Source organism: Comamonas sp., from assembly GCF_036643215.1.
Taxonomy (GTDB): domain Bacteria; phylum Pseudomonadota; class Gammaproteobacteria; order Burkholderiales; family Burkholderiaceae_C; genus Comamonas.
Map to the genome: position 1 here is coordinate 1 of NZ_JAVXSJ010000038.1, position 22,452 is coordinate 22,452.

Annotated in this window: 32 protein-coding genes and 1 pseudogene; 7 read left to right on the forward strand and 26 right to left on the reverse strand. The window is 57.0% G+C overall.

What is annotated here, in order from left to right; genetic code table 11:
• The 8 genes and pseudogenes from RSF91_RS17575 to RSF91_RS17610 all read right to left on the reverse strand — a co-directional run.
• Window positions 1-790, reverse strand: a pseudogene (locus RSF91_RS17575) (F0F1 ATP synthase subunit beta); the annotation flags it as partial.
• A gap of 34 nt (window positions 791-824) precedes the next feature.
• The gene (gene atpG, locus RSF91_RS17580; RefSeq protein WP_169107909.1) at window positions 825-1,691 is read right to left on the reverse strand and encodes a F0F1 ATP synthase subunit gamma; all 867 of its coding nucleotides are present in this window, start codon (window positions 1,689-1,691) and stop codon (window positions 825-827) included.
• Between the two features lie 18 nt (window positions 1,692-1,709).
• A complete protein-coding gene (gene atpA / locus RSF91_RS17585) occupies window positions 1,710-3,269 on the reverse strand; it encodes a F0F1 ATP synthase subunit alpha (RefSeq protein WP_332569633.1) in 1,560 nt (519 codons plus the stop codon).
• Between the two features lie 45 nt (window positions 3,270-3,314).
• Window positions 3,315-3,854 (reverse strand): F0F1 ATP synthase subunit delta, encoded by a 540-nt coding sequence (locus tag RSF91_RS17590; RefSeq protein WP_332569634.1) that lies wholly within the window; start codon window positions 3,852-3,854, stop codon window positions 3,315-3,317.
• Between the two features lie 12 nt (window positions 3,855-3,866).
• Window positions 3,867-4,337 (reverse strand): F0F1 ATP synthase subunit B, encoded by a 471-nt coding sequence (locus tag RSF91_RS17595; RefSeq protein ID WP_332569635.1) that lies wholly within the window; start codon window positions 4,335-4,337, stop codon window positions 3,867-3,869.
• Between the two features lie 37 nt (window positions 4,338-4,374).
• Complete coding sequence (gene atpE / locus RSF91_RS17600; RefSeq protein ID WP_169107913.1) at window positions 4,375-4,620, reverse strand: F0F1 ATP synthase subunit C; 246 nt, start codon at window positions 4,618-4,620, stop codon at window positions 4,375-4,377.
• 52 nt (window positions 4,621-4,672) lie between these two features.
• Window positions 4,673-5,536 carry a F0F1 ATP synthase subunit A gene (atpB, locus tag RSF91_RS17605; protein ID WP_332569636.1) on the reverse strand — a complete coding sequence of 288 codons (864 nt, stop codon included), beginning with the start codon at window positions 5,534-5,536 and terminating at the stop codon, window positions 4,673-4,675.
• 14 nt (window positions 5,537-5,550) lie between these two features.
• A complete protein-coding gene (locus RSF91_RS17610; RefSeq protein ID WP_332569637.1) occupies window positions 5,551-6,024 on the reverse strand; it encodes an ATP synthase subunit I in 474 nt (157 codons plus the stop codon).
• 371 nt (window positions 6,025-6,395) lie between these two features.
• Between RSF91_RS17610 and RSF91_RS17615 the strand changes: the two genes are divergently transcribed.
• From RSF91_RS17615 to lipA, 3 genes are read left to right on the forward strand one after another with little or no spacing between them, the layout of a single operon-like run.
• Entirely contained in the window at window positions 6,396-6,713 is a 318-nt protein-coding gene (locus RSF91_RS17615) for a YbeD family protein (RefSeq protein ID WP_332569638.1), read from the forward strand.
• Window positions 6,714-6,751: 38 nt separating this feature from the next.
• Window positions 6,752-7,444, forward strand: coding sequence for a lipoyl(octanoyl) transferase LipB (gene lipB / locus RSF91_RS17620; protein WP_332569652.1), 693 nt, complete (start codon window positions 6,752-6,754; stop codon window positions 7,442-7,444).
• A gap of 10 nt (window positions 7,445-7,454) precedes the next feature.
• Window positions 7,455-8,435, forward strand: coding sequence for a lipoyl synthase (lipA, locus tag RSF91_RS17625; protein WP_332569639.1), 981 nt, complete (start codon window positions 7,455-7,457; stop codon window positions 8,433-8,435).
• 480 nt (window positions 8,436-8,915) lie between these two features.
• Here lipA and ptsP read toward each other — a convergent pair whose 3' ends face one another.
• The 4 genes from ptsP to RSF91_RS17645 form a co-directional block, all read right to left on the reverse strand.
• Window positions 8,916-10,679 (reverse strand): phosphoenolpyruvate--protein phosphotransferase, encoded by a 1,764-nt coding sequence (gene ptsP / locus RSF91_RS17630; protein ID WP_332569640.1) that lies wholly within the window; start codon window positions 10,677-10,679, stop codon window positions 8,916-8,918.
• Window positions 10,680-10,881: 202 nt separating this feature from the next.
• Window positions 10,882-11,151: an HPr family phosphocarrier protein gene (locus RSF91_RS17635; RefSeq protein WP_099739893.1), complete on the reverse strand. Its 270-nt coding sequence runs from the start codon at window positions 11,149-11,151 to the stop codon at window positions 10,882-10,884.
• Window positions 11,120-11,575 (reverse strand): PTS sugar transporter subunit IIA, encoded by a 456-nt coding sequence (locus RSF91_RS17640; protein WP_099739892.1) that lies wholly within the window; start codon window positions 11,573-11,575, stop codon window positions 11,120-11,122. The genes RSF91_RS17635 and RSF91_RS17640 overlap by 32 nt, the downstream gene beginning before the upstream one ends.
• A gap of 97 nt (window positions 11,576-11,672) precedes the next feature.
• Window positions 11,673-12,248 (reverse strand): hypothetical protein, encoded by a 576-nt coding sequence (locus RSF91_RS17645; protein ID WP_332569641.1) that lies wholly within the window; start codon window positions 12,246-12,248, stop codon window positions 11,673-11,675.
• A gap of 152 nt (window positions 12,249-12,400) precedes the next feature.
• On the opposite strand from RSF91_RS17645, the gene RSF91_RS17650 reads away from it, so the two are divergent.
• Together RSF91_RS17650 and RSF91_RS17655 are read left to right on the forward strand one after the other, a co-directional pair.
• Window positions 12,401-12,913, forward strand: coding sequence for a TlpA disulfide reductase family protein (locus RSF91_RS17650; RefSeq protein WP_332569642.1), 513 nt, complete (start codon window positions 12,401-12,403; stop codon window positions 12,911-12,913).
• Between the two features lie 97 nt (window positions 12,914-13,010).
• Window positions 13,011-13,469 carry a hypothetical protein gene (locus RSF91_RS17655; protein ID WP_332569643.1) on the forward strand — a complete coding sequence of 153 codons (459 nt, stop codon included), beginning with the start codon at window positions 13,011-13,013 and terminating at the stop codon, window positions 13,467-13,469.
• 64 nt (window positions 13,470-13,533) lie between these two features.
• On the opposite strand, the gene RSF91_RS17660 is transcribed toward RSF91_RS17655, so the two are convergent.
• Entirely contained in the window at window positions 13,534-13,980 is a 447-nt protein-coding gene (locus tag RSF91_RS17660) for a c-type cytochrome (RefSeq protein ID WP_332569644.1), read from the reverse strand.
• A gap of 148 nt (window positions 13,981-14,128) precedes the next feature.
• Between RSF91_RS17660 and RSF91_RS17665 the strand changes: the two genes are divergently transcribed.
• Together RSF91_RS17665 and RSF91_RS17670 are read left to right on the forward strand one after the other, a co-directional pair.
• Window positions 14,129-14,833 carry a cytochrome b/b6 domain-containing protein gene (locus RSF91_RS17665; RefSeq protein WP_332569645.1) on the forward strand — a complete coding sequence of 235 codons (705 nt, stop codon included), beginning with the start codon at window positions 14,129-14,131 and terminating at the stop codon, window positions 14,831-14,833.
• Between the two features lie 82 nt (window positions 14,834-14,915).
• Complete coding sequence (locus tag RSF91_RS17670) at window positions 14,916-15,404, forward strand: GNAT family N-acetyltransferase (RefSeq protein WP_332569646.1); 489 nt, start codon at window positions 14,916-14,918, stop codon at window positions 15,402-15,404.
• A gap of 90 nt (window positions 15,405-15,494) precedes the next feature.
• On the opposite strand, the gene RSF91_RS17675 is transcribed toward RSF91_RS17670, so the two are convergent.
• From RSF91_RS17675 to rpsJ, 13 genes are all read right to left on the reverse strand, one after another.
• Window positions 15,495-16,364 (reverse strand): hypothetical protein, encoded by an 870-nt coding sequence (locus tag RSF91_RS17675; protein ID WP_332569647.1) that lies wholly within the window; start codon window positions 16,362-16,364, stop codon window positions 15,495-15,497.
• Between the two features lie 9 nt (window positions 16,365-16,373).
• Window positions 16,374-16,880 (reverse strand): peroxiredoxin, encoded by a 507-nt coding sequence (locus RSF91_RS17680; RefSeq protein ID WP_332569648.1) that lies wholly within the window; start codon window positions 16,878-16,880, stop codon window positions 16,374-16,376.
• A 117-nt stretch (window positions 16,881-16,997) separates the two neighbouring features.
• Window positions 16,998-17,267: a 30S ribosomal protein S17 gene (gene rpsQ / locus RSF91_RS17685; protein WP_003059401.1), complete on the reverse strand. Its 270-nt coding sequence runs from the start codon at window positions 17,265-17,267 to the stop codon at window positions 16,998-17,000.
• Window positions 17,268-17,276: 9 nt separating this feature from the next.
• Entirely contained in the window at window positions 17,277-17,474 is a 198-nt protein-coding gene (rpmC, locus tag RSF91_RS17690) for a 50S ribosomal protein L29 (RefSeq protein WP_003059403.1), read from the reverse strand.
• Window positions 17,475-17,484: 10 nt separating this feature from the next.
• Window positions 17,485-17,901, reverse strand: coding sequence for a 50S ribosomal protein L16 (rplP, locus tag RSF91_RS17695; protein ID WP_099739885.1), 417 nt, complete (start codon window positions 17,899-17,901; stop codon window positions 17,485-17,487).
• 2 nt (window positions 17,902-17,903) lie between these two features.
• Entirely contained in the window at window positions 17,904-18,776 is an 873-nt protein-coding gene (gene rpsC, locus RSF91_RS17700) for a 30S ribosomal protein S3 (protein ID WP_099739884.1), read from the reverse strand.
• Window positions 18,777-18,792: 16 nt separating this feature from the next.
• On the reverse strand, window positions 18,793-19,125 hold the full coding sequence (gene rplV, locus RSF91_RS17705) for a 50S ribosomal protein L22 (RefSeq protein ID WP_099739883.1): 333 nt from the start codon (window positions 19,123-19,125) through the stop codon (window positions 18,793-18,795).
• Window positions 19,126-19,135: 10 nt separating this feature from the next.
• Window positions 19,136-19,411 carry a 30S ribosomal protein S19 gene (rpsS, locus tag RSF91_RS17710; protein WP_099739882.1) on the reverse strand — a complete coding sequence of 92 codons (276 nt, stop codon included), beginning with the start codon at window positions 19,409-19,411 and terminating at the stop codon, window positions 19,136-19,138.
• A gap of 10 nt (window positions 19,412-19,421) precedes the next feature.
• Window positions 19,422-20,246 carry a 50S ribosomal protein L2 gene (rplB, locus tag RSF91_RS17715; protein ID WP_099739881.1) on the reverse strand — a complete coding sequence of 275 codons (825 nt, stop codon included), beginning with the start codon at window positions 20,244-20,246 and terminating at the stop codon, window positions 19,422-19,424.
• 2 nt (window positions 20,247-20,248) lie between these two features.
• Window positions 20,249-20,563, reverse strand: a complete 315-nt coding sequence (rplW, locus tag RSF91_RS17720) for a 50S ribosomal protein L23 (RefSeq protein ID WP_332569649.1) — start codon at window positions 20,561-20,563, stop codon at window positions 20,249-20,251.
• Complete coding sequence (gene rplD, locus RSF91_RS17725; RefSeq protein ID WP_332569650.1) at window positions 20,560-21,183, reverse strand: 50S ribosomal protein L4; 624 nt, start codon at window positions 21,181-21,183, stop codon at window positions 20,560-20,562. Before rplD ends, rplW begins: the two co-directional genes overlap by 4 nt.
• Window positions 21,183-21,857 (reverse strand): 50S ribosomal protein L3, encoded by a 675-nt coding sequence (gene rplC / locus RSF91_RS17730; protein WP_332569651.1) that lies wholly within the window; start codon window positions 21,855-21,857, stop codon window positions 21,183-21,185. Before rplC ends, rplD begins: the two co-directional genes overlap by 1 nt.
• 200 nt (window positions 21,858-22,057) lie before the next feature.
• Window positions 22,058-22,369, reverse strand: a complete 312-nt coding sequence (rpsJ, locus tag RSF91_RS17735) for a 30S ribosomal protein S10 (protein WP_003059431.1) — start codon at window positions 22,367-22,369, stop codon at window positions 22,058-22,060.
• Window positions 22,370-22,452: the final 83 nt, after the last annotated feature.

Sequence of the window (22,452 nt, forward strand, 5' to 3'; positions counted from 1 at the left end):
CGGACACTTCGGTACCGGCCAGTGTGTAGCGGTAGATGTTGTCCACGAAGAACAGCACGTCCTTGCCTTCGTCACGGAAGGCTTCGGCCATGGTCAGACCGGTCAGCGCAACGCGCAGACGGTTGCCTGGTGGCTCGTTCATCTGGCCGTAAACCATGGCCACTTTGGATTCGTTCAGGTTGGCTTGGTTCACGACGCCGGCGTCCGACATTTCGTGATAGAAGTCATTACCTTCACGGGTACGTTCGCCCACACCAGCAAACACCGACAGACCACCGTGGCCCTTGGCGATGTTGTTGATGAGTTCCATCATGTTCACGGTCTTGCCCACACCGGCGCCACCGAACAGACCCACCTTGCCGCCCTTGGCGAAAGGAGAGATCAAGTCGATCACCTTGATGCCGGTTTCCAGCAGTTCTTGCGAAGGCGACAGTTCGTCGTACGCAGGAGCCTTGCGGTGGATAGGGGCAGTCAGGGTCTGGTCCACATCGCCACGTTCGTCGATGGGGTTACCCAGCACGTCCATGATGCGGCCCAGAGTCGCCTTGCCCACGGGCACGGTGATGGGGTTGCCGGTGTTCGTGACCATCAGGCCACGCTTGATACCGTCGGAAGAACCCAGGGCAATGGTACGCACCACGCCGTCGCCCAGCTGCTGCTGAACTTCCAGGGTCAGGGCTGTACCTTCCAGCTTCAAGGCGTCATACACCTTGGGCACCTGGCCGTGGGCAAATTCCACGTCCACCACGGCGCCGATACATTGAACAATCTTGCCTTGTACTTGAGCCATTCTTTGCTCCAATCTGTTTGTTCGTTAAAGCCGTTTACACAGCGGCTGCGCCTGCCACGATTTCCGACAACTCGGTCGTAATCGCTGCCTGACGCGTCTTGTTGTAGATCAGCTTCAACTCGCCAATGACACTACCTGCGTTGTCGGTCGCGGCCTTCATGGCCACCATGCGCGCCGATTGCTCGGACGCCATGTTTTCCGCAACGGCCTGGTACACGAGGGACTCTACGTAACGAACCAGCAGTTCGTCGATGACGGTTTGAGCGTCAGGCTCGTAGATGTATTCCCAAGCAGTACCGGTCTTCTCGGCTTGCATCTTGTCGGACGACAGGGGGAGCAGCTGCTCCACCACCGACTCCTGCTTCATGGTGTTGATGAACTTGGTGTACGAGAGGTACACCGCGCTCAACTTGCCTTCAGCATATTGGTCCAGCAACACCTTGACAGGCCCAATGAGCTTGTCGAGATGAGGCGTGTCGCCCAGGCCTGTAGCGTGGGAGACCACCTTGGCGCCGACTCGGTTCAGGAAACCCATTCCCTTGCCGCCAATGGCCACTGCCTCTGTCGCAATGCCCGCATCCTGCATTTCGCGCAACTTGTTGGTGACGATACGCAACACGTTGGTGTTCATACCGCCGCACAAACCCTTGTCGGTCGTCACTACGATGACGCCGACCTTTTTGGCATCGTTCACTTGCATGAACGGATGCACATATTCAGGGTTGGCTTCGCCAAGATGGGCTGCAATGTTGCGGATTTTTTCGCTGTATGGACGGGCTGCCAGCATCCGTTCCTGCGCCTTGCGCATTTTGGATGCAGCAACCATTTCCATGGCTTTGGTGATCTTCTTGGTGTTTTCCACCGATTTGATCTTGCCGCGTATTTCCTTACCTGCTGCCATGATGACTCCTCGCCAGTATTAAGCGAAGGACTTCTTGAATGCAGTAATGGCTGCAGTCAGTTCAGCTTCGTCCTTGCCTTCCTTGTCGAAAGCACGCTTTTCGTTCAGACGGTCGAGCAAGGCGCTGTAGCTAGTCTTCAGCAGCTGATGCAGACCAGCTTCGAAAGGCAGAACTTGCTTGACTTCGATGTCGTCCATGAAGCCCTTGTTCACTGCGAACAGCGAAGAGGCCATCAGAGCGGTCGACAGGGGCGAGTACTGAGCTTGCTTGAGCAGTTCAGTCACACGGGCGCCACGGTCCAGTTGCTGGCGAGTCGCTGCGTCCAGATCGGAAGCGAACTGTGCGAAAGCAGCCAGTTCACGGTACTGTGCCAAGTCGGTACGGATACCGCCGGACAGGCCCTTCACAACCTTGGTCTGAGCGGAACCACCCACGCGGGACACGGAGATACCGGCGTTAATAGCGGGACGCACACCTGCGTTGAACAGGCTGGTTTCCAGGAAGATCTGGCCGTCAGTAATCGAAATCACGTTCGTAGGAACGAAAGCGGACACGTCGCCAGCTTGTGTTTCGATGATAGGCAGAGCTGTCAGGGAACCGGTCTTGCCCTTGACTTCACCCTTGGTGAAGGCTTCGACGTAGTCGGCGTTCACGCGAGCGGCACGCTCCAGCAGACGGCTGTGGAGATAGAACACGTCGCCGGGGAAAGCTTCACGGCCTGGTGGGCGGCGCAACAGCAGCGAAACCTGACGGTAAGCCACAGCTTGCTTGGACAGATCGTCATAAACGATCAGTGCATCTTCACCGCGGTCACGGAAGTATTCGCCCATCGTGCAGCCAGAGTAGGCCGACACGTACTGCATCGCAGCAGATTCAGAAGCGGTAGCAGCCACGACGATGGTGTAATCCATCGCGCCAGCTTGTTCCAGCGAGCGCACGACGTTCTTGATCGAAGAAGCCTTCTGACCAATAGCCACGTACACGCAGGTAACGCCTTGACCCTTTTGGTTGATGATGGCGTCGATAGCGACGGCCGTCTTACCAGTCTGGCGGTCACCAATGATCAGCTCGCGCTGACCACGACCCACGGGAACCATGGAGTCGATGGACTTGATACCAGTTTGCAGAGGCTGATCCACGGATTGACGTGCGATCACACCAGGAGCAACCTTTTCGATCACGTCCGTCATCTTGGCGTTGATGGGGCCCTTGCCGTCGATAGGCTGACCCAGAGCATTCACCACGCGGCCGATCAGTTCAGGACCGACTGGAACTTCCAGAATACGGCCGGTGCACTTGACGGTGTTGCCTTCTGCGATGTGCTCGTAAGCACCCAGAATCACGGCGCCGACGGAGTCGCGCTCCAGATTCAGAGCCAGACCAAAAGTAGGCTGACCATCAGGAGCAGCTGGGAATTCCAGCATTTCGCCAGCCATCACGTCCGACAGGCCGTGCACGCGCACGATACCGTCGGTCACCGACACCACGGTGCCTTGGTTACGGACGTCAGTGCTAGCAGCCAGACCTTCGATGCGGCTCTTGATCAGTTCAGAAATTTCTGCGGGATTGAGTTGCATGACTCTTTCCTTCTTTCTTGTGTGTTAGCCGAGACCTCAAGCGCATTACGCGGTGAGGGCCGCTTTCATTTGTTCCAGACGGGCCTTGACGGAGGTGTCCAGCACCTCGTCGCCCACCACGACGCGAACGCCACCGATCAGCGATTCATCCAGCTTCACGGTGAGATTCAGCTTGCGGCCAAAGCGCTTATTCAGCGTGGCGCCAAGCTCGGCCAGCGCTGCATCCTCAATGGGGAAAGCGCTGTACACCACGGCATCCGAAGAGCCGCTCTTGCTGTTCACGAGGCTGCGGAACTGAGCTGCCACTTCAGGCAGCACGTCCAGACGGCCGTTTTCGAGAACTACGCGCAGGAAATTGTGCGCAGTCTCGGGCAATGCCGACTTGGCGACACCCGCGATGACATCGAACACCTGAGTCTTCGACACATTGGGGCTGTCAGCCAGTTGGCGCAATTGCGGATTGGCGGCAATCGCCGCCAATTCCTCCACCCAAGCGACAGTGCTGTTCAAATCCGCACCTTGATCGGTGCAGGCTTTGAACAATGCTTCAGCGTAAGGGCGGGCAATGGTGGCGAGTTCTGCCATTTCGTTGCTTCCTTACAGCTCTGTCTTCAGGCGGTTCAGCAGATCAGCATGGACACCGGCATTGACTTCCTTTTGCAGGATCTGCTCGGCACCCTTTACAGCCAGTACTGCCACTTGCTCACGCAGGGCTTCACGGGCAGCAATGGCTTGCTGTTCGGCTTCGGCGCGAGCAGCAGCAACAATCTTGTTGCCTTCTTCTGTCGCACGGGCCTTGGCTTCGTCGATGATGGCCTGGCCACGGCTTTCAGCGTCCGCAAGACGCGACGCCGTTTCATTGCGCGTTTGGGCCAATTCCTGCTCGACACGCTTGTTGACAGCGGTCAATTCAGTTTTGGCTTTGTCAGCAGCAGCGAGGCCATCGGCGATTTTCTGGGCTCGCTCATCCAAAGCTTTCGCGATCGGGGGCCACACGAATTTCATCGTGAAGATCACCAGGATCAGGAAAACAATGCACTGAACGAACAGGGTCGCGTTGATACTCACGGCAACACCTTTCTATTGAGTGTTGAACGGCGAGCGATTAAGCGACGAAGGGGTTTGCGAAAGCGAACAGCAGAGCGATAGCCACGCCGATCAGGAACGCAGCATCGATCAGACCGGCCAAGATGAACATCTTGGTTTGCAGTTCGTTGATCAGCTCAGGCTGGCGAGCCGAAGATTCCAGGAACTTGCCACCCATCAGAGCGATACCGATAGAAGCACCGATGGCTCCCAGACCGACGATGAAAGCACAAGCCAGAGCGACCAAGCCGTTAATGTTTTCCATGATGATTCCTTAAGTAAGCGAAAGTGAAAGTGAAAAGGGAAACCTAGAGGGTTTAGTGAGCCTCATGCGCCTGGCCGAGATAAATCAGCGTCAGCATCATGAAGATAAAGGCCTGCAGGGTGATGATCAGGATGTGGAAAATCGCCCAGAGGGAACCGGCAATGATGTGGCCCAAAGGCAGCAACACACCGGACAGCGACATGGCGGCAGCACCACCCATGAGCGCAATCAGCATGAACACGAGCTCACCCGCGTACATATTGCCAAACAGTCGCATACCGTGCGAAACCGTCTTGGCGAGGTATTCAATGATCTGCATGCTGAAGTTCACGATAGCCATGGGAACAGCCAGCAGAGGATTCTTGGGCATGCCGAAAGGTGCGGAGACCAGCTCGTGAGCCCAGCCGCCTGCGCCCTTGATCTTCACCGAGTACCAGAAGCACATCAGCAGCACAGCCAGCGCCAGGCCCAGAGTGGTGGACAGGTCAGCAGTAGGCACAACACGCATGTAAGCATGCGAGTCGCCCTGCGACACTTGCCACAGCACGGGCAGCAGGTCCACAGGCAGCATGTCCATGGCGTTCATGAAGAAGATCCACACAAACACAGTCAGCGCCAGGGGGGCGATGAATTTGCGCGATTCAGCGTTCTTGATGTTGGCCTTGGCCTGGGTATCAACCATCTCGACCAGCATTTCAACGGCAGCCTGGAAGCGGCCGGGAACACCAGCAGTTGCCTTGCGAGCAGCCAGCCACAGAATGAACAGGCCAATAACGCCGCAAGCAGCCGCGACTACGATGGAGTCGAGGTTGATGACAGAGAAATCAACAATTGATGTCTGCTTGATGTTCTGCAGGTGTTGCAAGTGGTGAACGATGTATTCACTTGCAGTTGGGGCGTGCGCATCAGCGGCCATCGTCAACTCTCTTCTTAAGCTTCAGTTTTTCGGACACCGGATCGCACCAAAAAGGCAATCCAATACGTTTTCATTACAACAATCAAGCCGACCAGCAATGCTAGCCAGCTAAGGTTTGGAACCAGCTTCGGTGCAGCGACCAACATCGCAATACAGAGCACCAGCTTCACCAGCTCCCAACCAAAAATTCTTGCCATCGCAGTTCCGGAATTATCCGGCTGCTGCTTAGCCAAAGCTCTTGCAAACAGTGCTGTGGGCACTAACGCCGACAAAGCTCCATAGCCCGCCGACCAACCCACAGATGCCCGCCCCGTAACCAGCCAGGAAAGCAAGGTCACTACAACAGCTGCTATTGCCTGGACCACCACAATGCGCCAGACAGAAACCTGCGGAAAGCGCGAGCGCCAGACCGAAGCTTCTTGAGCAGTGAGGGGCTTGAAATCCTCAACTTCGTCCTCATCATCGAAATCAGCGGGCATGTTCGTCATGTTTTCTTTCACACCGCTGACCGAGCAAGAACTAGAAAAGACTTTTTACACAGCCTCTGATTATAAGTAAAAACCCCGCCACGCGATCAGGGTTGATACCGTCATGTGTGAAAGGTCTTTTGCACGACCACAGGGTTGTCGCTAGCAGACAACATCTTGCAACCCTGCTTCGCAGCGGCGCGAGTGTGCCTGAGTTGGAAAACCTGATTACCCCGAATTGTCAGCCACTCGCTGGGGCCTTTGCCATTTCAAGAGGTTCTCGCCCCGCCGATTAGGCCCACGCGCGCGAAGCTGTCAGGCGTGGCGCACAATCTTTCGTATGTACTGGCCGTTTTGAGCGGCTTTTTTTCATCCCAGCCCAAGGATTACTCATGAGCGACACACCAAACACCTCTGCCGCCAACGAGAACGGTCAACCAGAAGACCCACGCAAGGATTCGCTGATTGAGTATCCGAGCCAGTTCCCCATCAAGGTCATGGGCGTCAAGAACGAGCATCTGGTGCATGAAATTACCCAGATCGCCAAGCAGTTCGACCCCAGCTACGACCCCTCCACCATTGAGCTGCGCCCCAGCTCTGGCGGCAACTACCTGGGCATCACCATCACCATCACGGCCACCAGCCGTGAGCAGCTGGACGACACCTACCGCGCACTGACCGCTCACCCGCTGGTGAAGGTTGTGCTGTGAACGACGGCGAGACGACTGCATTGCCCCCGCCAGAACCCATGGACCTGCGCCTTCTGGGCCGCACGGGCTATGAGACCTGCGTGGTGGCCATGCAGGAGTTCACACGCAACCGCGATGCGGGCACGCGTGATGAGCTATGGATTTGTGAGCACTCACCGCACTTCACGCAAGGGCTGGCCGGCAAAACGGAGAATGTTCTGAACGCGGGCGATATTCCTGTGGTCGCGACCAATCGCGGTGGGCAGGTTACGTATCACGGCCCCGGACAAGTGGTTGCCTACCCCCTGCTCGATCTGCAGCGCATGGGCTATTTCGTCAAAGAATATGTGTACCGGCTTGAAGACGCCGTGATCCGCACGCTGGACCACTTCGGCGTCACCGGTCATCGCGTGGCCGGAGCACCCGGCATTTATGTACGCCTTCAAGACCCGCGCAGCCACGCCATGCTGGAGCAACGCCCCCAGCACCGCGAGGCGGGCAGCCCTGCGCCAGAGCCGTATTTCGACGGTCTGGGCAAGATTGCTGCCCTGGGCATCAAGGTCAGCCGCCACAGCACCTACCACGGCGTCGCGCTGAATGTAAACATGGATTTGGAACCCTACGGGCGAATCAATCCTTGCGGATACGCAGGACTGAAGACCGTGGATCTTTCTACAATCGGCGTACAGACAACCTGGGACGAGGCCGCACATGTACTGGGTCGCCAGCTGAAGGCGCGTCTCTCTCCCTGAAGGCAAGATCATGAGCACCAATGAAGTCGTGCGCGAAGCGCAATCCCAAGCTGATTACAACCCGCTGGCCAAGCAAAAGGCGGCAGCCAAGCTCTCGCGCATCCCCGTCAAAGTCGAGCATGCCGAAGTGCTGAAAAAGCCCGACTGGATTCGCGTCAAGGCTGGCAGCCCCACCACGCGCTTCTATGAAATCAAGGACATCCTGCGCAAGAACAACTTGCACACCGTCTGCGAAGAAGCCAGCTGCCCCAATATCGGCGAATGCTTTGGCAAGGGCACGGCCACTTTCATGATCATGGGCGACAAGTGCACGCGCCGCTGCCCGTTCTGCGACGTGGGCCATGGCCGCCCTGACCCGCTGGATGTGAACGAGCCGCTGAACCTGGCCCGCACCATTGCTGCGCTGCGCCTGAAGTACGTGGTGATCACCAGCGTGGACCGCGACGACCTGCGCGACGGCGGCTCCGGCCACTTTGTGGAATGCATCAAGAACATCCGTGAACTCTCTCCCACCACGCAGATCGAGATTCTGGTGCCCGATTTCCGCGGCCGCGATGACAGGGCGCTGGAGATTCTCAAGTCGGCTCCGCCCGATGTGATGAACCACAACCTGGAAACCGCGCCCCGCCTGTACAAGGAAGCGCGTCCCGGCTCGGACTACCAGTTCTCGCTGAACCTCTTGAAGAAGTTCAAGGAACTGCACCCCGATGTGCCGACCAAGAGCGGCATCATGGTGGGCCTGGGTGAGACGGACGAGGAAATCCTGCAGGTGATGCGCGACATGCGTGCGCACAACATCGACATGCTGACCATTGGCCAGTACCTCGCCCCTACCAATAGCCACCTGCCTGTGCGCCGCTACGTGCACCCCGACACCTTCAAGATGTTCGAGGAAGAGGCCTACAAAATGGGCTTCACCCACGCCGCCGTGGGCGCCATGGTGCGATCGAGCTATCACGCCGACCAGCAAGCGCACGCTGCTGGCGTTTAAGCGCTGATGGCGTCACAAAAAGCAGCCCTTGCGGCTGCTTTTTTCATGCCTGATGCAGATGGACAGCTCAAGATGTGAGCAAAAAAATAAAGCTCCTGAAAAAGGAGCTTGTTGCGCTTGATCACTATGGTTTTAGTGATTCATTCAGAGTGAAATTGATTAACTGCTTGCGCTAGCCGCTATGACTTTTGAAGAACCGCCAGAGTCCACATCGAGAAAAAATGCCTGGCTAACCGGCAAACCGCTGGCTGGCAAAAACGACTGTGAGCTGAACAAGCCCGACGAGTCGCCCCACGATGAAACTGAGCCATGTAGCGCGGGAGCCCCACCAGAGATCTGCGCTACATGCTGGAATGCATCGTAACATCAAATGAGAATCAATCTCATATAAAACATGAAAAATGCCGGCTTTTTACACCGGCATTTTCTGAACGCGTTTAACTCCTGCCAACTGGGGCGCAATATCTCCTTCGGCAAGCCTCAGTGGGCCATCATTTGCGCAGGGGTTTCGCTGTCGAGCACCTCATTCGCCCAGGGCGCGAGCTTGCAGGAATCTGCTCGCAAAATTTCCTGCTTGACGGCCAGAATCTGCGCGGGGTGCATGGAAAAGCTGCGCAGCCCCAGCCCCAGCAACAGCCGAGTCATACTCAGGTCGCCTGCCATTTCCCCGCACACGCAAACCTCCTTACCGGCGGCGTTGGCCGCGGCAATCACCTCGGCCACCAACCGCAGCACGGCGGGGTGCATAGGATCGTAGAGATGGGCGACGGCTTCATCGGCACGGTCAATCGCCAGCGTGTACTGGATCAAGTCGTTGGTGCCTATAGACAGAAAGTCGAAGTATTTGAGGAAGCTGCGCACTGTCAGGGCTGCAGCCGGTATCTCAATCATGGCACCCAGCTTGACCTTGCCGTAAGCGAGCCCGCGCGTATCCAGCTCTGTCTGCGCCTGACGCAACTGGGCCAGGGTTTGCTCAATCTCACTGCGGTGCGCCAGCATGGGGAAAAGCAGCTTCACCGGCCCATGCACTGCGGCGCGCAAGATAGCGCGCAACTGGGTGCGGAACATCACGGGATCGGCCAGACTCCAGCGAATGGCGCGCAGGCCCAATGCGGGGTTGAGGTAGTAGTCCTTGGGCTGTGCCTTGTCCAGCGGTTTGTCGGCCCCCACGTCCAGCGTACGAATAGTGACGGGCATGCCATGCATGCTGCTGATCACCTCGCAATAGGCGCGGTATTGCTCTTCTTCGCCCGGCAGGTTGCCGCTGCGGCCCATGAACAAAAATTCGGTACGAAACAGCCCCACCCCCACCGCACCGGCTCGCACGGCGGCTGCGCCATCGCTGGGCTGCTCGATGTTGGCCAGCAGCTCCACTCTTTGCCCATCCATGGTCAGTGACGGTGTAAAGCGCAGGCGCGCCAGGCGTTCGCGCTCTAGCTCGCTCTGGCGCTGGCGAAAGCTGTATTCCTCAAGAATGATGGGCGTGGGATCAACGATGACCACGCCTTCATTGCCATCAATGATGACCCAGTCGTCCTGGCGAATCAGCTGGCTGGCCGCACGTGCGCCGACCACGGCCGGTATATCCATGCTGCGCGCAACAATCGCGGTATGGCTGGTCTTGCCGCCCACGGCAGTGATGAAGCCCGCAAACACCTTGCTTTTGAATTGCAGCATGTCTGCTGGCGAGAGGTCTTGCGCCACCAGCACCAGCGGAGTGTCTACCGTGCCATCCAGGGGCAGTTGCTGGCCGCTAGCTGCACCTACACCGGCAGGTGCCATGGGCGGCGAGATGGGGCTTGCAGCACCCTTCATGTGACGAAGAATGCGTTCGACTACCTGCTCCAGATCGGCCTTGCGTTCACGCAGGTACTCGTCATCCATCTCATCGAACTGGCGCGAGATGATTTCCAGCTGCGTGGTCAACGCCCACTCGGCGTTGTAGAGGCGGTCTGAGATCCAGTTGCGAATGGCTTCGGCCAGTGCCTGGTCCTGCAGCAGCATCAAGTGCACTTCCAGCAACGCGTCCAGCTCGCCTGGCGCGTCCTTGGGCACTTCTTCCTGCAGGCGGCGCAGTTCATCAATCACTGCATTGCGCGCCGTGCGGGCACGCTGAATCTCAGCCTCCACCTGATCTGGGCGAATGAAGTAGTGGACCACCTCCATTCGACTGGAGGCCACAACGACCGCACGCCCAATGGCAATGCCTCGGGAAACAGCCAAACCGTGGATGGCAAATGTCATAGCGAATGCCCTTTCGCGAATCTCGCGATTGCTTTTTGCTTGCTTCTTGCTCTTATTTTTGCAGCGTGCAGCGCTGATTCTTACTGCATCACAGCACGAAAGTAGCTCTACCCTACAGTTAGCAGGGCACTCCCTGCTATCAAAAGAACTTATCGTTCAGCCGCACCGTGCGCGGTCAATCAACTGTGCAGGGCTGCAGCGTTTACTGGCCTTCGCCAAATTTGTCATTGATGAGCGCGACCAGCGCGTCCATCGCTTCTTGCTCCTGCTCGCCATCCGTTTCCATCTCCAGCTCAGAGCCAATGCCGGCGGCCAGCATCATCACGCCCATGATGCTTTTGGCATTGATGCGGCGCTCGCCCTTGGTTAGCCAGACCTCGCAGGGATAACTACCTGCCAGCTTGGTGAGCTTGGCCGATGCACGGGCGTGCAAGCCCAATTTATTGCTGATGGTGATGTTGGTCTTGATCATTGGAAGTTCGTGCGCTTTGATTTTGTCTTGAACTGCTGGCGACCTGCATCACGCCCTGACTGCCGCCCACCATGGCGCGGGAGACCAGGGCATCGAGTGACTCATGCCGGTAACCGATAGAGCGCAAAAGCATGGGCAAGTTCACACCCGCCACAAGCCTTGCCTGCAACAAACCCGTCAGGCGCTGGGCGACGTTGCAGGGCGTGGCCCCGAACAGATCGGTCAGCACCAGCGTAGGAGCTTCCAGCCCGCCATGCGCCACCAGCATGGCCAGAGCACGCTCCAGCGTGGCTTCGGGCGCCTCTTCTGAAGGCACATCCAGAGCCAGCAAATCGTCAGCGCTATCCGCAAACACGTGCAAAGCGCATTCGCGCAATGCAGCTGCCAGAGGGGCGTGAGTAAGCAATAGGATGCGCGTGGTCATGTGGTCACAGTTCTTAATAGCAAATTATGGCGCGTTGGCGTCGCAAACAAGGCCAATGGCCAGTTGAAGAGCAAAGGTCATGATCTGAATACACCTCTTATTGCAGTTGCAGGCCTGAAAAGAACATCTCCGCCTCTGCAGGCCTGGCCTTGCTGCCATAAATCACCGCGTGATAAACCCGCGCGCCAGGGCCCTCCAGCCGGGCAAACCACAGGCCATGCGCCACCACTTTCTGCCCTTTGGCGCTGATGCCCTCAAACGTCATACGCTGGGATTGCGGCAGGTTCAGCGCCCCCTTGGGGACCCAGAGCCCGTCGCCCCTGGCATTGAGCTTTGTGGCCGTACTTGTTGTTGCGCCACCTTCAGGCTTCAGTTGCGCCAACACCGCCTGCTGCCAGTACATCAGCGCTTCTGCAGCGCGGGAAGGCTCGGTCACCGCAAAGCTCGAAACCGCATAGGTCGCGCCCTGCACCTCGCAACCCAAGACCGACATCTGCACCTGACCCAAACCCAGCGCCACCGGGCGGCTGGCCGTCTGCGGATCGCAAGGCAGCAGCACTTGCAGTGGCGCATCTTTGAGCTGCGCCGTGCGCCAGTTCAGCGCAGGACTACAGGCGACCAGCAGCCCACCCGTGGCAAGCACCGCAGCAACCCAAAGTCCTGTTTTCTTCATCACCCATTATCAACAGCCGCATGAGGGCGGTTTGCCCTGCAAAGCTAGGGATGACCCGTGGGTTAAGCAGTAAAAACTGAACTTTGCCGTTGTTTCAGACACCAATCCACAAGATCAGCAAGGTGCTGATGTTTTGTGCACAATTCATCACTATGGCAAGCAAAAATTGGATCGCAGGCGTTGTGGCCGCCGCCGTCATTGGCGTCGGAGCTTTGGTGTATTCGAACGCAGGGCAGACCACGGCCCCCCAATCCACTTTTGTACTGCTGGATGGCAGCCAAAAGACCACCAACGACCTCAAAGGCAAGGTGACACTGGTGAACTTCTGGGCGACCAGTTGCACGACCTGCGTGGCCGAGATGCCCCAGATCATCAGCACCTACAAAAAGTACCAGGACAAGGGCTTTGACACGCTGGCCGTGGCCATGAGCTACGACCCGCCCAGCTACGTCGTAAACTTTGTCGAATCGCGCAAGCTGCCCTTCAAGGTGGCACTGGACAACACCGGCAGCGTGGCCAAGGCCTGGGGTGATGTGAAGCTCACGCCTAGCACCTTCATCGTCAACAAGCGCGGCGAGATTGTGAAGAGCTACATCGGCGCGCCTGACTTTGTGGAACTCCACAAGCTGATTGAAAAGCTGCTGGCCGAGCCTGCCAGCGCATAAGCGATCAATTCCCTCCTTCGGCCTACAAGGCTGGCCGCCCCAATTCAGCATGGGCACCGGACAATGCGAAAAACATCGCGTTACAGGAGGGAGTTCAATGAAACAGTACTTCGCTTTGGCGGCTTTGCTCATAGCCGCAGTACAAGCCCCGGCCTTTGCCCAGATGGTTCAGCCCACACGCTTCGGGCTGCTGACCACCAACGATCAGCAAATGCTTATGTTGGACGGCCAGCCTTTTGAGCAGCCCATACACCTCGCGCAGCCTGACCATACGATGGTGCGTTTTGAGCTGAAGGCCGCAGACGTGATCTTCTTCAGGCAAGACAAGGGCAGCGACTGCCCGCAAAAATTTGCCGTCGTTGAGGTCAGCAAAGAAGGCGCAAAAGGCTTGCCTGATCTAGGCAGCTGCAGCAACACAGCCATCCAGCCCTGGCGCGAAGATCAGGTCATCCGCTTCAGCCTGCCTGAGGCCAACTCCAGCGCCGTCATTCATTATGAATATCAGGCCAGCAGCGGGTTGACTCAGACCCAGGAGCCAGCTGCGCCAAGCCAGTAACGCAGAGAGATCCATGAAAAAGGAGTGCCGAAGCACTCCTTTTTGCATCTGAAATCGCGCTGAATTACTTGTTGCGGAAGCTGTCGTGGCAGCTCTTGCAGCTGTTCGCTGCGGGGCCAAATGCGGTCTTGAGGTTATCCAGATTACCGGTCTTGGCAGCGGCGTTGAGCTTGACGACTTCCGCCTCCATCTTGCCACTCAGGTCATGGAACTTGGCCTGCTCCTTCCACACTTCAGGCTTGGCCTTGCCGCCTTCGGTGCCCGCGCCAAAGCCAGCCCATGGCAGCTTGGACATAAAGGCGACGACTTCCGCACTTTCCTGCGCGCTCTTGGCATCAAAAGGAATCTTGCCATTGGCCATAGCGCCCAGGCGGCTGAAATGCGTACCCAGCACGCTCAATGCGCTCTGTCGGTACTTGATGGCGTCTTCGGGTTTGGCAAATTGCGCCGAAGCAGGCAAGGCCGCGGTGGCAACCACAGCGGCCAGAGCCAGGGAGGAGAAAGCTTTCATCGGGTTATCCTTTCTTGGTTCAACAACATGCCGCAAGCGGCTGCCCAAGCAGTATGGCAGAGGCCGATGAAAGCGCGCACTGCGCCTCAGACGGGGTTTTCCACCCATCAGGGCACAATGCCTGTGCCTATCAGCCCTGAATAAAACCATGACACAGCCCACCACACCTGCCTCTGCCCTACCCCATAAAGTGCGCGTCTGGGATCTGCCAACCCGCCTGTTTCACTGGCTACTGGCTGCGTGCATCGTGGCCCTGGTGATAACCGCCAAGATGGGTGGCAATGCCATGAACTGGCATTTGATATTGGGTCAGGTCGTTCTGGCTTTGCTGATCTTTCGCATTCTCTGGGGCGTGGTGGGCGGGTACTGGTCGCGCTTTGGCAGCTTTATTCCGTCGCCTGCGGCTCTGGAGCGCTATATACGCGGCGCATCAACAACGCAAGACCGTGCGGGTCACAACCCACTCGGTGCGCTTTCAGTCATCGCAATGCTCATTATTTTGATAGCACAGATCGCAAGCGGGCTCTTGAGTGATGACGAAATTGCCTTCAGCGGGCCGCTGACGCGCTTTGTCTCTGGCGATCTCATTTCTCAGGCCACCAACTACCACGCTCACTGGGGGCAGTATCTGATTTACGGTCTGGTCGCGCTGCACCTGCTGGCCGTCATTGGCTACAGCCTTAAAGGCGACAAACTAGTACCCGCCATGGTGACGGGAGACAAGCTGCTGGATGGACCGGTGCCTTCCGCCCGCGACACCATGGGTACGCGGGTGCTGGCCGTTGCGCTGGCTGTTGTGGCCAGCGGCATTTCATGGTGGGTTCACCAGCTAGGTCAAGGCGCAGCTTTCTGAGTTCTGACGTCACCCATCCCGCTTTAACCATGCCGCGCGCTTGCCGCTACACTGACTTTTCTTTCATCATCGCCTAGTTGCCGTGGACAAGCCTGCAGTGGACTTGCTGATCCCCGCTCCGGAAGATATGCACGCTGTGCGCCAGATCTTCCAGGAATATGCGGACAGCCTGAACATCGACCTGAAATTTCAAGGATTCGAAACCGAACTCGCCAACCTTCCCGGCGAGTATTCCGGACCACGAGGGCAGATTCTGCTCGCGCGCGTGAATGGAAGCATTGCAGGCTGCTGCGCCCTGCGTCCTCTGGACGATTGCGACTACCCCAACGCTGCCGAAATGAAGCGCCTGTATGTGCGCCAAGCGTTTCGCGGCTTGGGTCTAGGTCGCCAGCTGGTCGAAGCCATGCTCGATACAGCCCGCCAAGCGGCTTACGACCATGTGCTGCTGGACACCCTCGACGACATGGAGGCAGCCCGGACACTCTATGAAGAGCTAGGCTTTGAGTCCATTGAGCCCTATTATCACAACCCCTTACCAGGGGCGCACTATCTCAAGGCCGCTCTACTTTAAGCCTCCGCCAAAGGGCGCCTGAAACAGAAAAGGCATCCGAATTTGCATTCGGATGCCTTGCATTAATTCAGCGCTTGCTGAGGCTTTCGCTTACGCAGCTGGACCAATCTCGTTAGGCTGCAGATACTGCAAGCCGTGCAGCTCCATCCTCGCCCCGGCCGTGCCATTGACGGCATAGGACAGTGCATGGGTCAGGCTGTCTGCAAAGTTGCCCTTGTACAGCTTGGCGCCTTGGTGCGAGAGGTTGGAGTTGGCGTCAACATAGATGTGTTCACCCATGCCACTCCAGAGACGGCAAAAGCCATAGTCCTCAGAGAGATAGCGACGCGTGACCGGGTCCACCATCACATCAAAGAGGCGGTAGTGCAGGCCCTTGTCCTCCACGCCCACGCTGTCTGGCGTGTACTGCAGCTCGGGGTAGTGCCTCATCATTCGCTCAAACACATTGCGCTTGATGACCATGAAGCCTGTAGGTGCCTCTTCCAGCTTTAAAAAGCCGTCAGGCAGCACTTCCATCTTGATGCAGTCATCCTCATTCGCACTGGTGTTTACCGTGTAATGCGCATGTCGCACCAAAATTTCTTCGGCACTCAACCCTTCAGTCGCAACACCCATCTCAGCCGGCCAACGATCGCGCTTGAGCGGATACACACCAGCGGCTACGTCATAGTCGCTGAGTAGCAACCTGAGCGCAGCCTGCGCAGAAAAACCAATATCAGAGTCAATCCAGAACAGGTGTGTCCAGTTCGGATTGGCCAGAAAATCGGCCACGCAGTTGTTTCGAGCTCGGGTGATCAGACTCTCGCCACGATGCAGATACACATCCAGCGGCATTCCACACTCTCGCGCGGCGCTGGAGAAATTCAGCAGGGAAATCACATAGTTATGGAAATACTTGCCATCGTGACTAGGAGTCATCACGATAGGATGCATTTCCTTGAGGGCTGAGATATCCAACATAGGCGGTTATCAGGCCTTGGCTTGAGCCAGCATCGTGTCAGCGCCGCTGACTTCGAACTTGCCGGGTCCTTCCACATTCAGCGTAGCCACCTTGCCATCTTTGACCAGCATGGAGAAACGGTTTGCACGCAGACCCAGGCCCTTGCCGTTGAGGTCCAGAGTCAGGCCTGTAGCCTTGGCAAAGGCTGCGTCGCCGTCAGCAATCATGCGCACCTTGCCGCCGGCCTTCTGATCGCGGCCCCAGGCACCCATCACAAAAGCGTCATTCACAGCCAGGCACCAGATTTCATCAACGCCTGCAGCCTTGAGCTCTTCTGCCTGGGCGATATAGCCAGGCAGGTGCTTCTCTGAGCATGTGGGCGTAAAAGCGCCGGGCACAGCAAACAGAGCAATAGTCTTGCCAGCCAGTGCTTCAGGCAGCTTGACGGGGTTGGGACCAAGGCTGCAGCCATTACCTTCCACTTCCACATATTCCATCAAGGTCACTGCGGGCAGGGCATCACCAACTTTAATCATGACTATCTCCTTAGTTGCAAAGCATGGGCCGCGCATTGTGGCGGCCCAAATAAAAAAACGACCCACAACATTGTGGGTCGTTTTTAAGGGCTTTGCAGCCGGGAAAGCCAGTTAGGCTTACACCAGAGCAGCCTTTTGCACCAAGCGGGTAGCAACCCAGTTCTTGGTCTTGGAGAGAGGACGGCTCTCGGTGATTTCAACCACGTCACCCAGCTTGTACTCACCTTGCTCGTCATGAGCGTGGTACTTGCTCGACTTGATCATGATCTTGTCGTAGATAGGGTGCTTGACGCGGCGTTCAACCAGAACGGTCACAGTCTTAGCACGCTTGTCGCTGACCACCTTGCCAATCAAGGTGCGCTTGAGGGATGTTTTAGCTTCCGTCATGTCGGCTCCTTACTTGGCGGCTTGCTTTTCAGCAAGAATGGTCTTGGCACGAGCGATATCGCGGCGAGTAGCCTTGATAGTCGCTGTATTGCCCAGTTGTTGCGTGGCTTTTTGCATGCGCAGACCGAAATGAGCCTTTTGCAAGGACTTCACTTCAGCTTCCAGACCAGCCACGTCTTTTTGGCGGAGTTCAGCAGATTTAGTCATGTTGATCTCCTTAAGCACCAATGTGACGAGACACGAAGGTCGTGCGCAGAGGCAGCTTTGCAGCAGCCAGGCGGAACGCTTCACGGGCCAGCTCTTCAGGCACGCCTACGATTTCGTAGATCACCTTACCAGGCTGGATTTCAGCCACGTAGTACTCGGGGTTGCCCTTACCGTTACCCATACGCACTTCGGCGGGCTTGGTAGAGATTGGCTTGTCCGGGAACACGCGGATCCAGATACGACCACCACGCTTCACGTGACGGGAAATCGCACGACGTGCGGCTTCGATCTGGCGGGCCGTCAGACGGCCACGGTCAGTAGACTTCAGGCCGAAGTCACCGAAAGCAACGGAGTTACCACGCGTTGCAATACCGGTGTTGCGACCCTTTTGCTCCTTGCGATATTTGCGGCGAGCAGGTTGCAGCATCTTTATTCTCCTTTACCGTCCGCTGCAGCTGCAGCGGGCGCGTCAGTCTTGCGAACGCGCTTAACGGAATCAGCACCAGCGCCTGCAGGCTTGTCGCTACCGTCAGCGGGAGCGGCATTGGTGCCAGCGGGGCGGCGGCCACCACGGCCTGCGCCATCACGGCTATCACGACGACCATCGCGGCGAGGGCCACGTGGACGACGCTCGTCGTCAGGACGGGGAGTCTCAACGGCGGGCAGATCGTTACGGCCCAAGGTATCACCCTTGTAGACCCAGACCTTCACACCGATGATGCCGTATGTCGTCTTGGCTTCGGAGAAGCCGTAGTCGATGTCGGCGCGCAGTGTGTGCAGTGGCACGCGGCCTTCACGGTACCACTCGGTACGAGCGATTTCGATACCGTTCAGACGACCGGAAGACATGATCTTGATGCCTTGAGCACCCAGACGCATGGCGTTCTGCATAGCACGCTTCATGGCGCGGCGGAACATGATGCGCTTTTCCAGCTGCTGGCAGATGGAATCAGCGATCAACTTGGCATCGATTTCAGGCTTGCGCACTTCTTCGATGTTCACAGCGACTGGCACGCCCAGACGAGCAGTGAGTTCCTTCTTCAAGGCCTCAATGTCTTCGCCCTTCTTACCGATCACCACGCCAGGACGAGCCGAGAAGATCGTGATGCGGGCGCTCTTTGCAGGACGCTCAATCACAACGCGTGCAACAGCAGCGTTCTTCAGCTTGGCCTTCAGGTACTCACGCACCTTGATGTCTTCAGCCAGCATGCCGGCGAAGTCACGGTTGCTAGCGTACCAACGGCTAGCCCAGTTACGGCTTACAGCAAGGCGGAAGCCGGTAGGATGGATTTTCTGTCCCATATTCTTCCTTAAGGCCTCAGTTACCGACTGTCACATAAATGTGACATGTAGGCTTGCTGATGCGGTTGCCACGGCCCTTGGCGCGAGCAGTGAAACGCTTGAGCGTGGTGCCTTGCTCGACGTAGATGGTCGTAACCTTCAGATCGTCGATATCAGCGCCGTCATTGTGCTCAGCATTGGCGATAGCGGATTCCAGAACCTTCTTCAGGATCACAGCAGCTTTTTTCTGTGTGAACTGGAGAATGTTCAAGGCTTGATCCACCTTCTTGCCACGGATCAGATCCGCGACGAGGCGACCCTTGTCAACCGACAAGCGGACGCCACGGAGAACAGCACGTGTTTCAGACATGTTCTATTCCTTACTTCTTGGCTTTCTTGTCCGCTGGGTGTCCCTTGAAGGTACGAGTCAGCGCGAATTCACCCAGCTTGTGGCCAACCATCTGGTCAGTCACATAAACCGGCACGTGTTGCTTGCCGTTGTGCACAGCAATGGTCAGACCGATGAAATCGGGCAGAACCATCGAGCGACGCGACCAAGTCTTCACTGGCTTCTTATCCTTGGTGGCGACGGCTTTTTCAACCTTAGCCAGCAAGTGATGGTCAACAAATGGGCCCTTTTTGAGAGAACGTGTCATTTGCTACCCCTTACTTTTTACGACGCGACACAATCATTGTCTGTGTGCGCTTGTTGTTACGGGTACGGTAGCCCTTCGTCAAGTTGCCCCATGGGTCAACTGCATGACGACCTTCACCGGTCTTGCCTTCACCACCACCGTGCGGGTGATCCACAGGGTTCATCACCACACCGCGAACGGTAGGACGAATACCCATCCAGCGCTTCACACCGGCCTTGCCCAGACGGCGCAGGCTGTGTTCTTCGTTGGCGACTTCACCGATAGTGGCGCGGCACTCAATGTGCACCTTGCGGACTTCACCCGAACGCATACGCACTTGAGCGTAGATGCCTTCGCGAGCCAGCAGAGTGGCAGAGGTACCAGCCGAGCGAGCGATCTGAGCACCGGCACCGATCTTCAGTTCGATGCAGTGGATGGTCGAGCCCACGGGGATGTTACGGATTGGCAGAGTGTTGCCAACGCGGATAGGAGCGTCGGAACCGCTGACAATCGTAGCGCCCACTTCCAGGTTGCGAGGAGCAATGATGTAACGACGCTCGCCGTCGGCATAGCACACCAGAGCGATGTGGGCCGTACGGTTTGGATCGTATTCAATGCGCTCGACCTTGGCGGGGATACCGTCCTTGGTACGCGTAAAGTCAACCACGCGGTAGTGGTGCTTGTGACCACCGCCCTTGTGGCGAACAGTAATGTGACCGTTGTTATTACGACCAGCCTTCTGGAACTGAGGTTCCAGCAGAGGGGCAAAGCCCTCACCCTTGTGCAGGTGGTCGCGAGAAATCTTGACCGCGCCACGTTGGCCGGGGGTCGTAGGTTTGAGCTTAATAACAGCCATGATTACGCAGCCTCCCCAGACAGGTTCAGCTCTTGACCGGGCTTGAGCATCACGTAAGCCTTGCGAACATTGTCGCGACGGCCAACGGTCTTGCCAAAGCGCTTGGTCTTGCCCTTGGTATTCACCACGGAAACGCCAGCCACTTCAACCTTGAACATCAATTCCACAGCGGCCTTGATTTCGTGCTTGGTAGCGCTCTGCAGCACCTTGAACGTCACAGCATTGGACTTTTCAGCAACCATGGTGGCCTTTTCGGACACGATGGGAGCGACCAGCACTTGCATCAGACGACCTTCGTCAAACTTGAGTGTGCTCATGCGAACATCTCCTTGAGTTTGTCGATCGCACCCTTGGTGATGAGCACTTTCTTGTAGTGCACCAGCGACACGGGGTCAGCATAGCGCGGCTCAACCACGAACACGTTCTTCAGATTGCGGGATGCCAGGTACAGGTTTTCGTCGATTTCGTCGGCGATCACCATGACCGAAGACTCCAGGTTCATGGCCTTGAACTTGTCAGCCAGCACCTTGGTCTTGGGTGTATCCAGCGTCAGCGATTCCACGACTGCCAGACGGCCTTCGCGGGCCAGCTGCGACAGAATGGCTGTCATACCAGCGCGGTACATCTTCTTGTTGATCTTCTGCGTGAAGTTTTCTTCAGGCAGATTCGGGAAGATGCGACCGCCGCCACGCCACAGAGGCGAGGAGGACATACCAGCACGTGCACGACCAGTACCCTTTTGCTTGAAAGGCTTGGCAGTGGTGTGACGCACTTGCTCACGGTCCTTCTGGGCGCGAGTGCCTTGACGTGCGTTAGCACGGTAGGCAGTCACCAGCTGGTGGACCAGATCTTCGTTGAATTCACGACCGAACACAGTCTCGGGAGCATCGAACTTCGATGCAGCCTGGCCTTGTTCATTCAGGAGTTCGAGCTGCATTAGTTCGCTCCTTTGGAAGCTTTAGCCTTGATCGCTGGACGCACGGAGACAAAGCCACCCTTAGCGCCGGGAATTGCACCCTTGATCAACAGCAGTTGGCGTGCTTCGTCAATACGAACCACGTCGAGATTTTGAGTAGTGATGGTTTCGTCACCCATGTGACCGGTCATCTTCTTGCCGGGGAACACGCGACCTGGGTCTTGTGCCATACCGATAGAACCGGGAACATTGTGCGAACGGCTGTTACCGTGCGATGCGCGCTGCGACGAGAAGTTGTGGCGCTTGATCGTACCGGCGTAACCCTTACCGATGGAAGTGCCTTGCACGTCCACTTTCTGGCCAACGCTGAACAGTTCAGCCACAGGCAGAACGGCACCAGCGGCGTACTTGCCAGCGGTTTCATCAGTTACACGGAATTCGCGGGTCACTTCACCGGCTTCAACGCCCGCCTTAGCGAGGTGGCCAGCAGCTGGCTTGGTCACGCGAGAAGCCTTGCGTGCACCGAACGTGACCTGCAGGGCCACGTAGCCATCGTTCTCTTGGGTTTTGACCTGGGTAACGCGGTTGTTAGACACATCCACCACTGTGACAGGCACGGAGTCCCCATCATCAGTAAACAGACGCATCATGCCCACCTTGCGACCCAGCAACCCCAGGGAGTTGCTCAGACTCATTTGTTTGCTCCAAAACTTTTGCCGCTGAAACTGCAATTGGCCCAGCGTTGTACCTTTGCCCATAAGGCTTAGCACACAAAAGAAGGTTAATAAAACTTCGCATCAAAGGCGAAGCCCCAAATTTTAACGCGAACTGCTTTTTCAAGCAAGTTCGCGTTAAACAAAGACCTTAAAAGCCTCTTTCGAGGCTTTCAAAACTCTTATTGCAGCTTGATTTCGACGTCCACACCTGCGGGCAGGTCCAGCTTCATCAAAGCGTCAACAGTCTTGTCAGTAGGATCAACGATATCCATCAGACGCTGGTGCGTGCGGATTTCGAACTGATCGCGGCTGGTCTTGTTGACGTGAGGCGAACGCAGAATATCGAAGCGCTTCATGCGTGTTGGCAGGGGCACGGGACCCTTGACAATCGCGCCGGTGCGCTTGGCAGTGTCAACGATTTCGGCTGCGGACTGGTCGATCAACTTGTAATCGAAAGCCTTCAGGCGGATGCGGATTTTTTGCTTGGACATTGATAATTCCTAGTTTGCTAAGAATTAAGCAATGATCTTGGCAACCACACCGGCGCCAACAGTACGACCACCTTCGCGGATAG

Bases quoted from the DNA above. Each gene is read 5' to 3' on its own strand.
- atpG (WP_169107909.1), bottom strand. From the start codon at position 1,691: ATGGCAGCAGGTAAGGAAATACGCGGCAAGATCAAATCGGTGGAAAAC.
- atpA (WP_332569633.1), bottom strand. From the start codon at position 3,269: ATGCAACTCAATCCCGCAGAAATTTCTGAACTGATCAAGAGCCGCATC.
- RSF91_RS17590 (WP_332569634.1), bottom strand. From the start codon at position 3,854: ATGGCAGAACTCGCCACCATTGCCCGCCCTTACGCTGAAGCATTGTTC.
- atpE (WP_169107913.1), bottom strand. From the start codon at position 4,620: ATGGAAAACATTAACGGCTTGGTCGCTCTGGCTTGTGCTTTCATCGTC.
- atpB (WP_332569636.1), bottom strand. From the start codon at position 5,536: ATGGCCGCTGATGCGCACGCCCCAACTGCAAGTGAATACATCGTTCAC.
- RSF91_RS17610 (WP_332569637.1), bottom strand. From the start codon at position 6,024: ATGACGAACATGCCCGCTGATTTCGATGATGAGGACGAAGTTGAGGAT.
- RSF91_RS17615 (WP_332569638.1), top strand. From the start codon at position 6,396: ATGAGCGACACACCAAACACCTCTGCCGCCAACGAGAACGGTCAACCA.
- lipB (WP_332569652.1), top strand. From the start codon at position 6,752: ATGGACCTGCGCCTTCTGGGCCGCACGGGCTATGAGACCTGCGTGGTG.
- lipA (WP_332569639.1), top strand. From the start codon at position 7,455: ATGAGCACCAATGAAGTCGTGCGCGAAGCGCAATCCCAAGCTGATTAC.
- ptsP (WP_332569640.1), bottom strand. From the start codon at position 10,679: ATGACATTTGCCATCCACGGTTTGGCTGTTTCCCGAGGCATTGCCATT.
- RSF91_RS17635 (WP_099739893.1), bottom strand. From the start codon at position 11,151: ATGATCAAGACCAACATCACCATCAGCAATAAATTGGGCTTGCACGCC.
- RSF91_RS17640 (WP_099739892.1), bottom strand. From the start codon at position 11,575: ATGACCACGCGCATCCTATTGCTTACTCACGCCCCTCTGGCAGCTGCA.
- RSF91_RS17645 (WP_332569641.1), bottom strand. From the start codon at position 12,248: ATGAAGAAAACAGGACTTTGGGTTGCTGCGGTGCTTGCCACGGGTGGG.
- RSF91_RS17650 (WP_332569642.1), top strand. From the start codon at position 12,401: ATGGCAAGCAAAAATTGGATCGCAGGCGTTGTGGCCGCCGCCGTCATT.
- RSF91_RS17655 (WP_332569643.1), top strand. From the start codon at position 13,011: ATGAAACAGTACTTCGCTTTGGCGGCTTTGCTCATAGCCGCAGTACAA.
- RSF91_RS17660 (WP_332569644.1), bottom strand. From the start codon at position 13,980: ATGAAAGCTTTCTCCTCCCTGGCTCTGGCCGCTGTGGTTGCCACCGCG.
- RSF91_RS17665 (WP_332569645.1), top strand. From the start codon at position 14,129: ATGACACAGCCCACCACACCTGCCTCTGCCCTACCCCATAAAGTGCGC.
- RSF91_RS17675 (WP_332569647.1), bottom strand. From the start codon at position 16,364: ATGTTGGATATCTCAGCCCTCAAGGAAATGCATCCTATCGTGATGACT.
- RSF91_RS17680 (WP_332569648.1), bottom strand. From the start codon at position 16,880: ATGATTAAAGTTGGTGATGCCCTGCCCGCAGTGACCTTGATGGAATAT.
- rpsQ (WP_003059401.1), bottom strand. From the start codon at position 17,267: ATGACGGAAGCTAAAACATCCCTCAAGCGCACCTTGATTGGCAAGGTG.
- rpmC (WP_003059403.1), bottom strand. From the start codon at position 17,474: ATGACTAAATCTGCTGAACTCCGCCAAAAAGACGTGGCTGGTCTGGAA.
- rplP (WP_099739885.1), bottom strand. From the start codon at position 17,901: ATGCTGCAACCTGCTCGCCGCAAATATCGCAAGGAGCAAAAGGGTCGC.
- rpsC (WP_099739884.1), bottom strand. From the start codon at position 18,776: ATGGGACAGAAAATCCATCCTACCGGCTTCCGCCTTGCTGTAAGCCGT.
- rplV (WP_099739883.1), bottom strand. From the start codon at position 19,125: ATGTCTGAAACACGTGCTGTTCTCCGTGGCGTCCGCTTGTCGGTTGAC.
- rpsS (WP_099739882.1), bottom strand. From the start codon at position 19,411: ATGACACGTTCTCTCAAAAAGGGCCCATTTGTTGACCATCACTTGCTG.
- rplB (WP_099739881.1), bottom strand. From the start codon at position 20,246: ATGGCTGTTATTAAGCTCAAACCTACGACCCCCGGCCAACGTGGCGCG.
- rplW (WP_332569649.1), bottom strand. From the start codon at position 20,563: ATGAGCACACTCAAGTTTGACGAAGGTCGTCTGATGCAAGTGCTGGTC.
- rplD (WP_332569650.1), bottom strand. From the start codon at position 21,183: ATGCAGCTCGAACTCCTGAATGAACAAGGCCAGGCTGCATCGAAGTTC.
- rplC (WP_332569651.1), bottom strand. From the start codon at position 21,857: ATGAGTCTGAGCAACTCCCTGGGGTTGCTGGGTCGCAAGGTGGGCATG.
- rpsJ (WP_003059431.1), bottom strand. From the start codon at position 22,369: ATGTCCAAGCAAAAAATCCGCATCCGCCTGAAGGCTTTCGATTACAAG.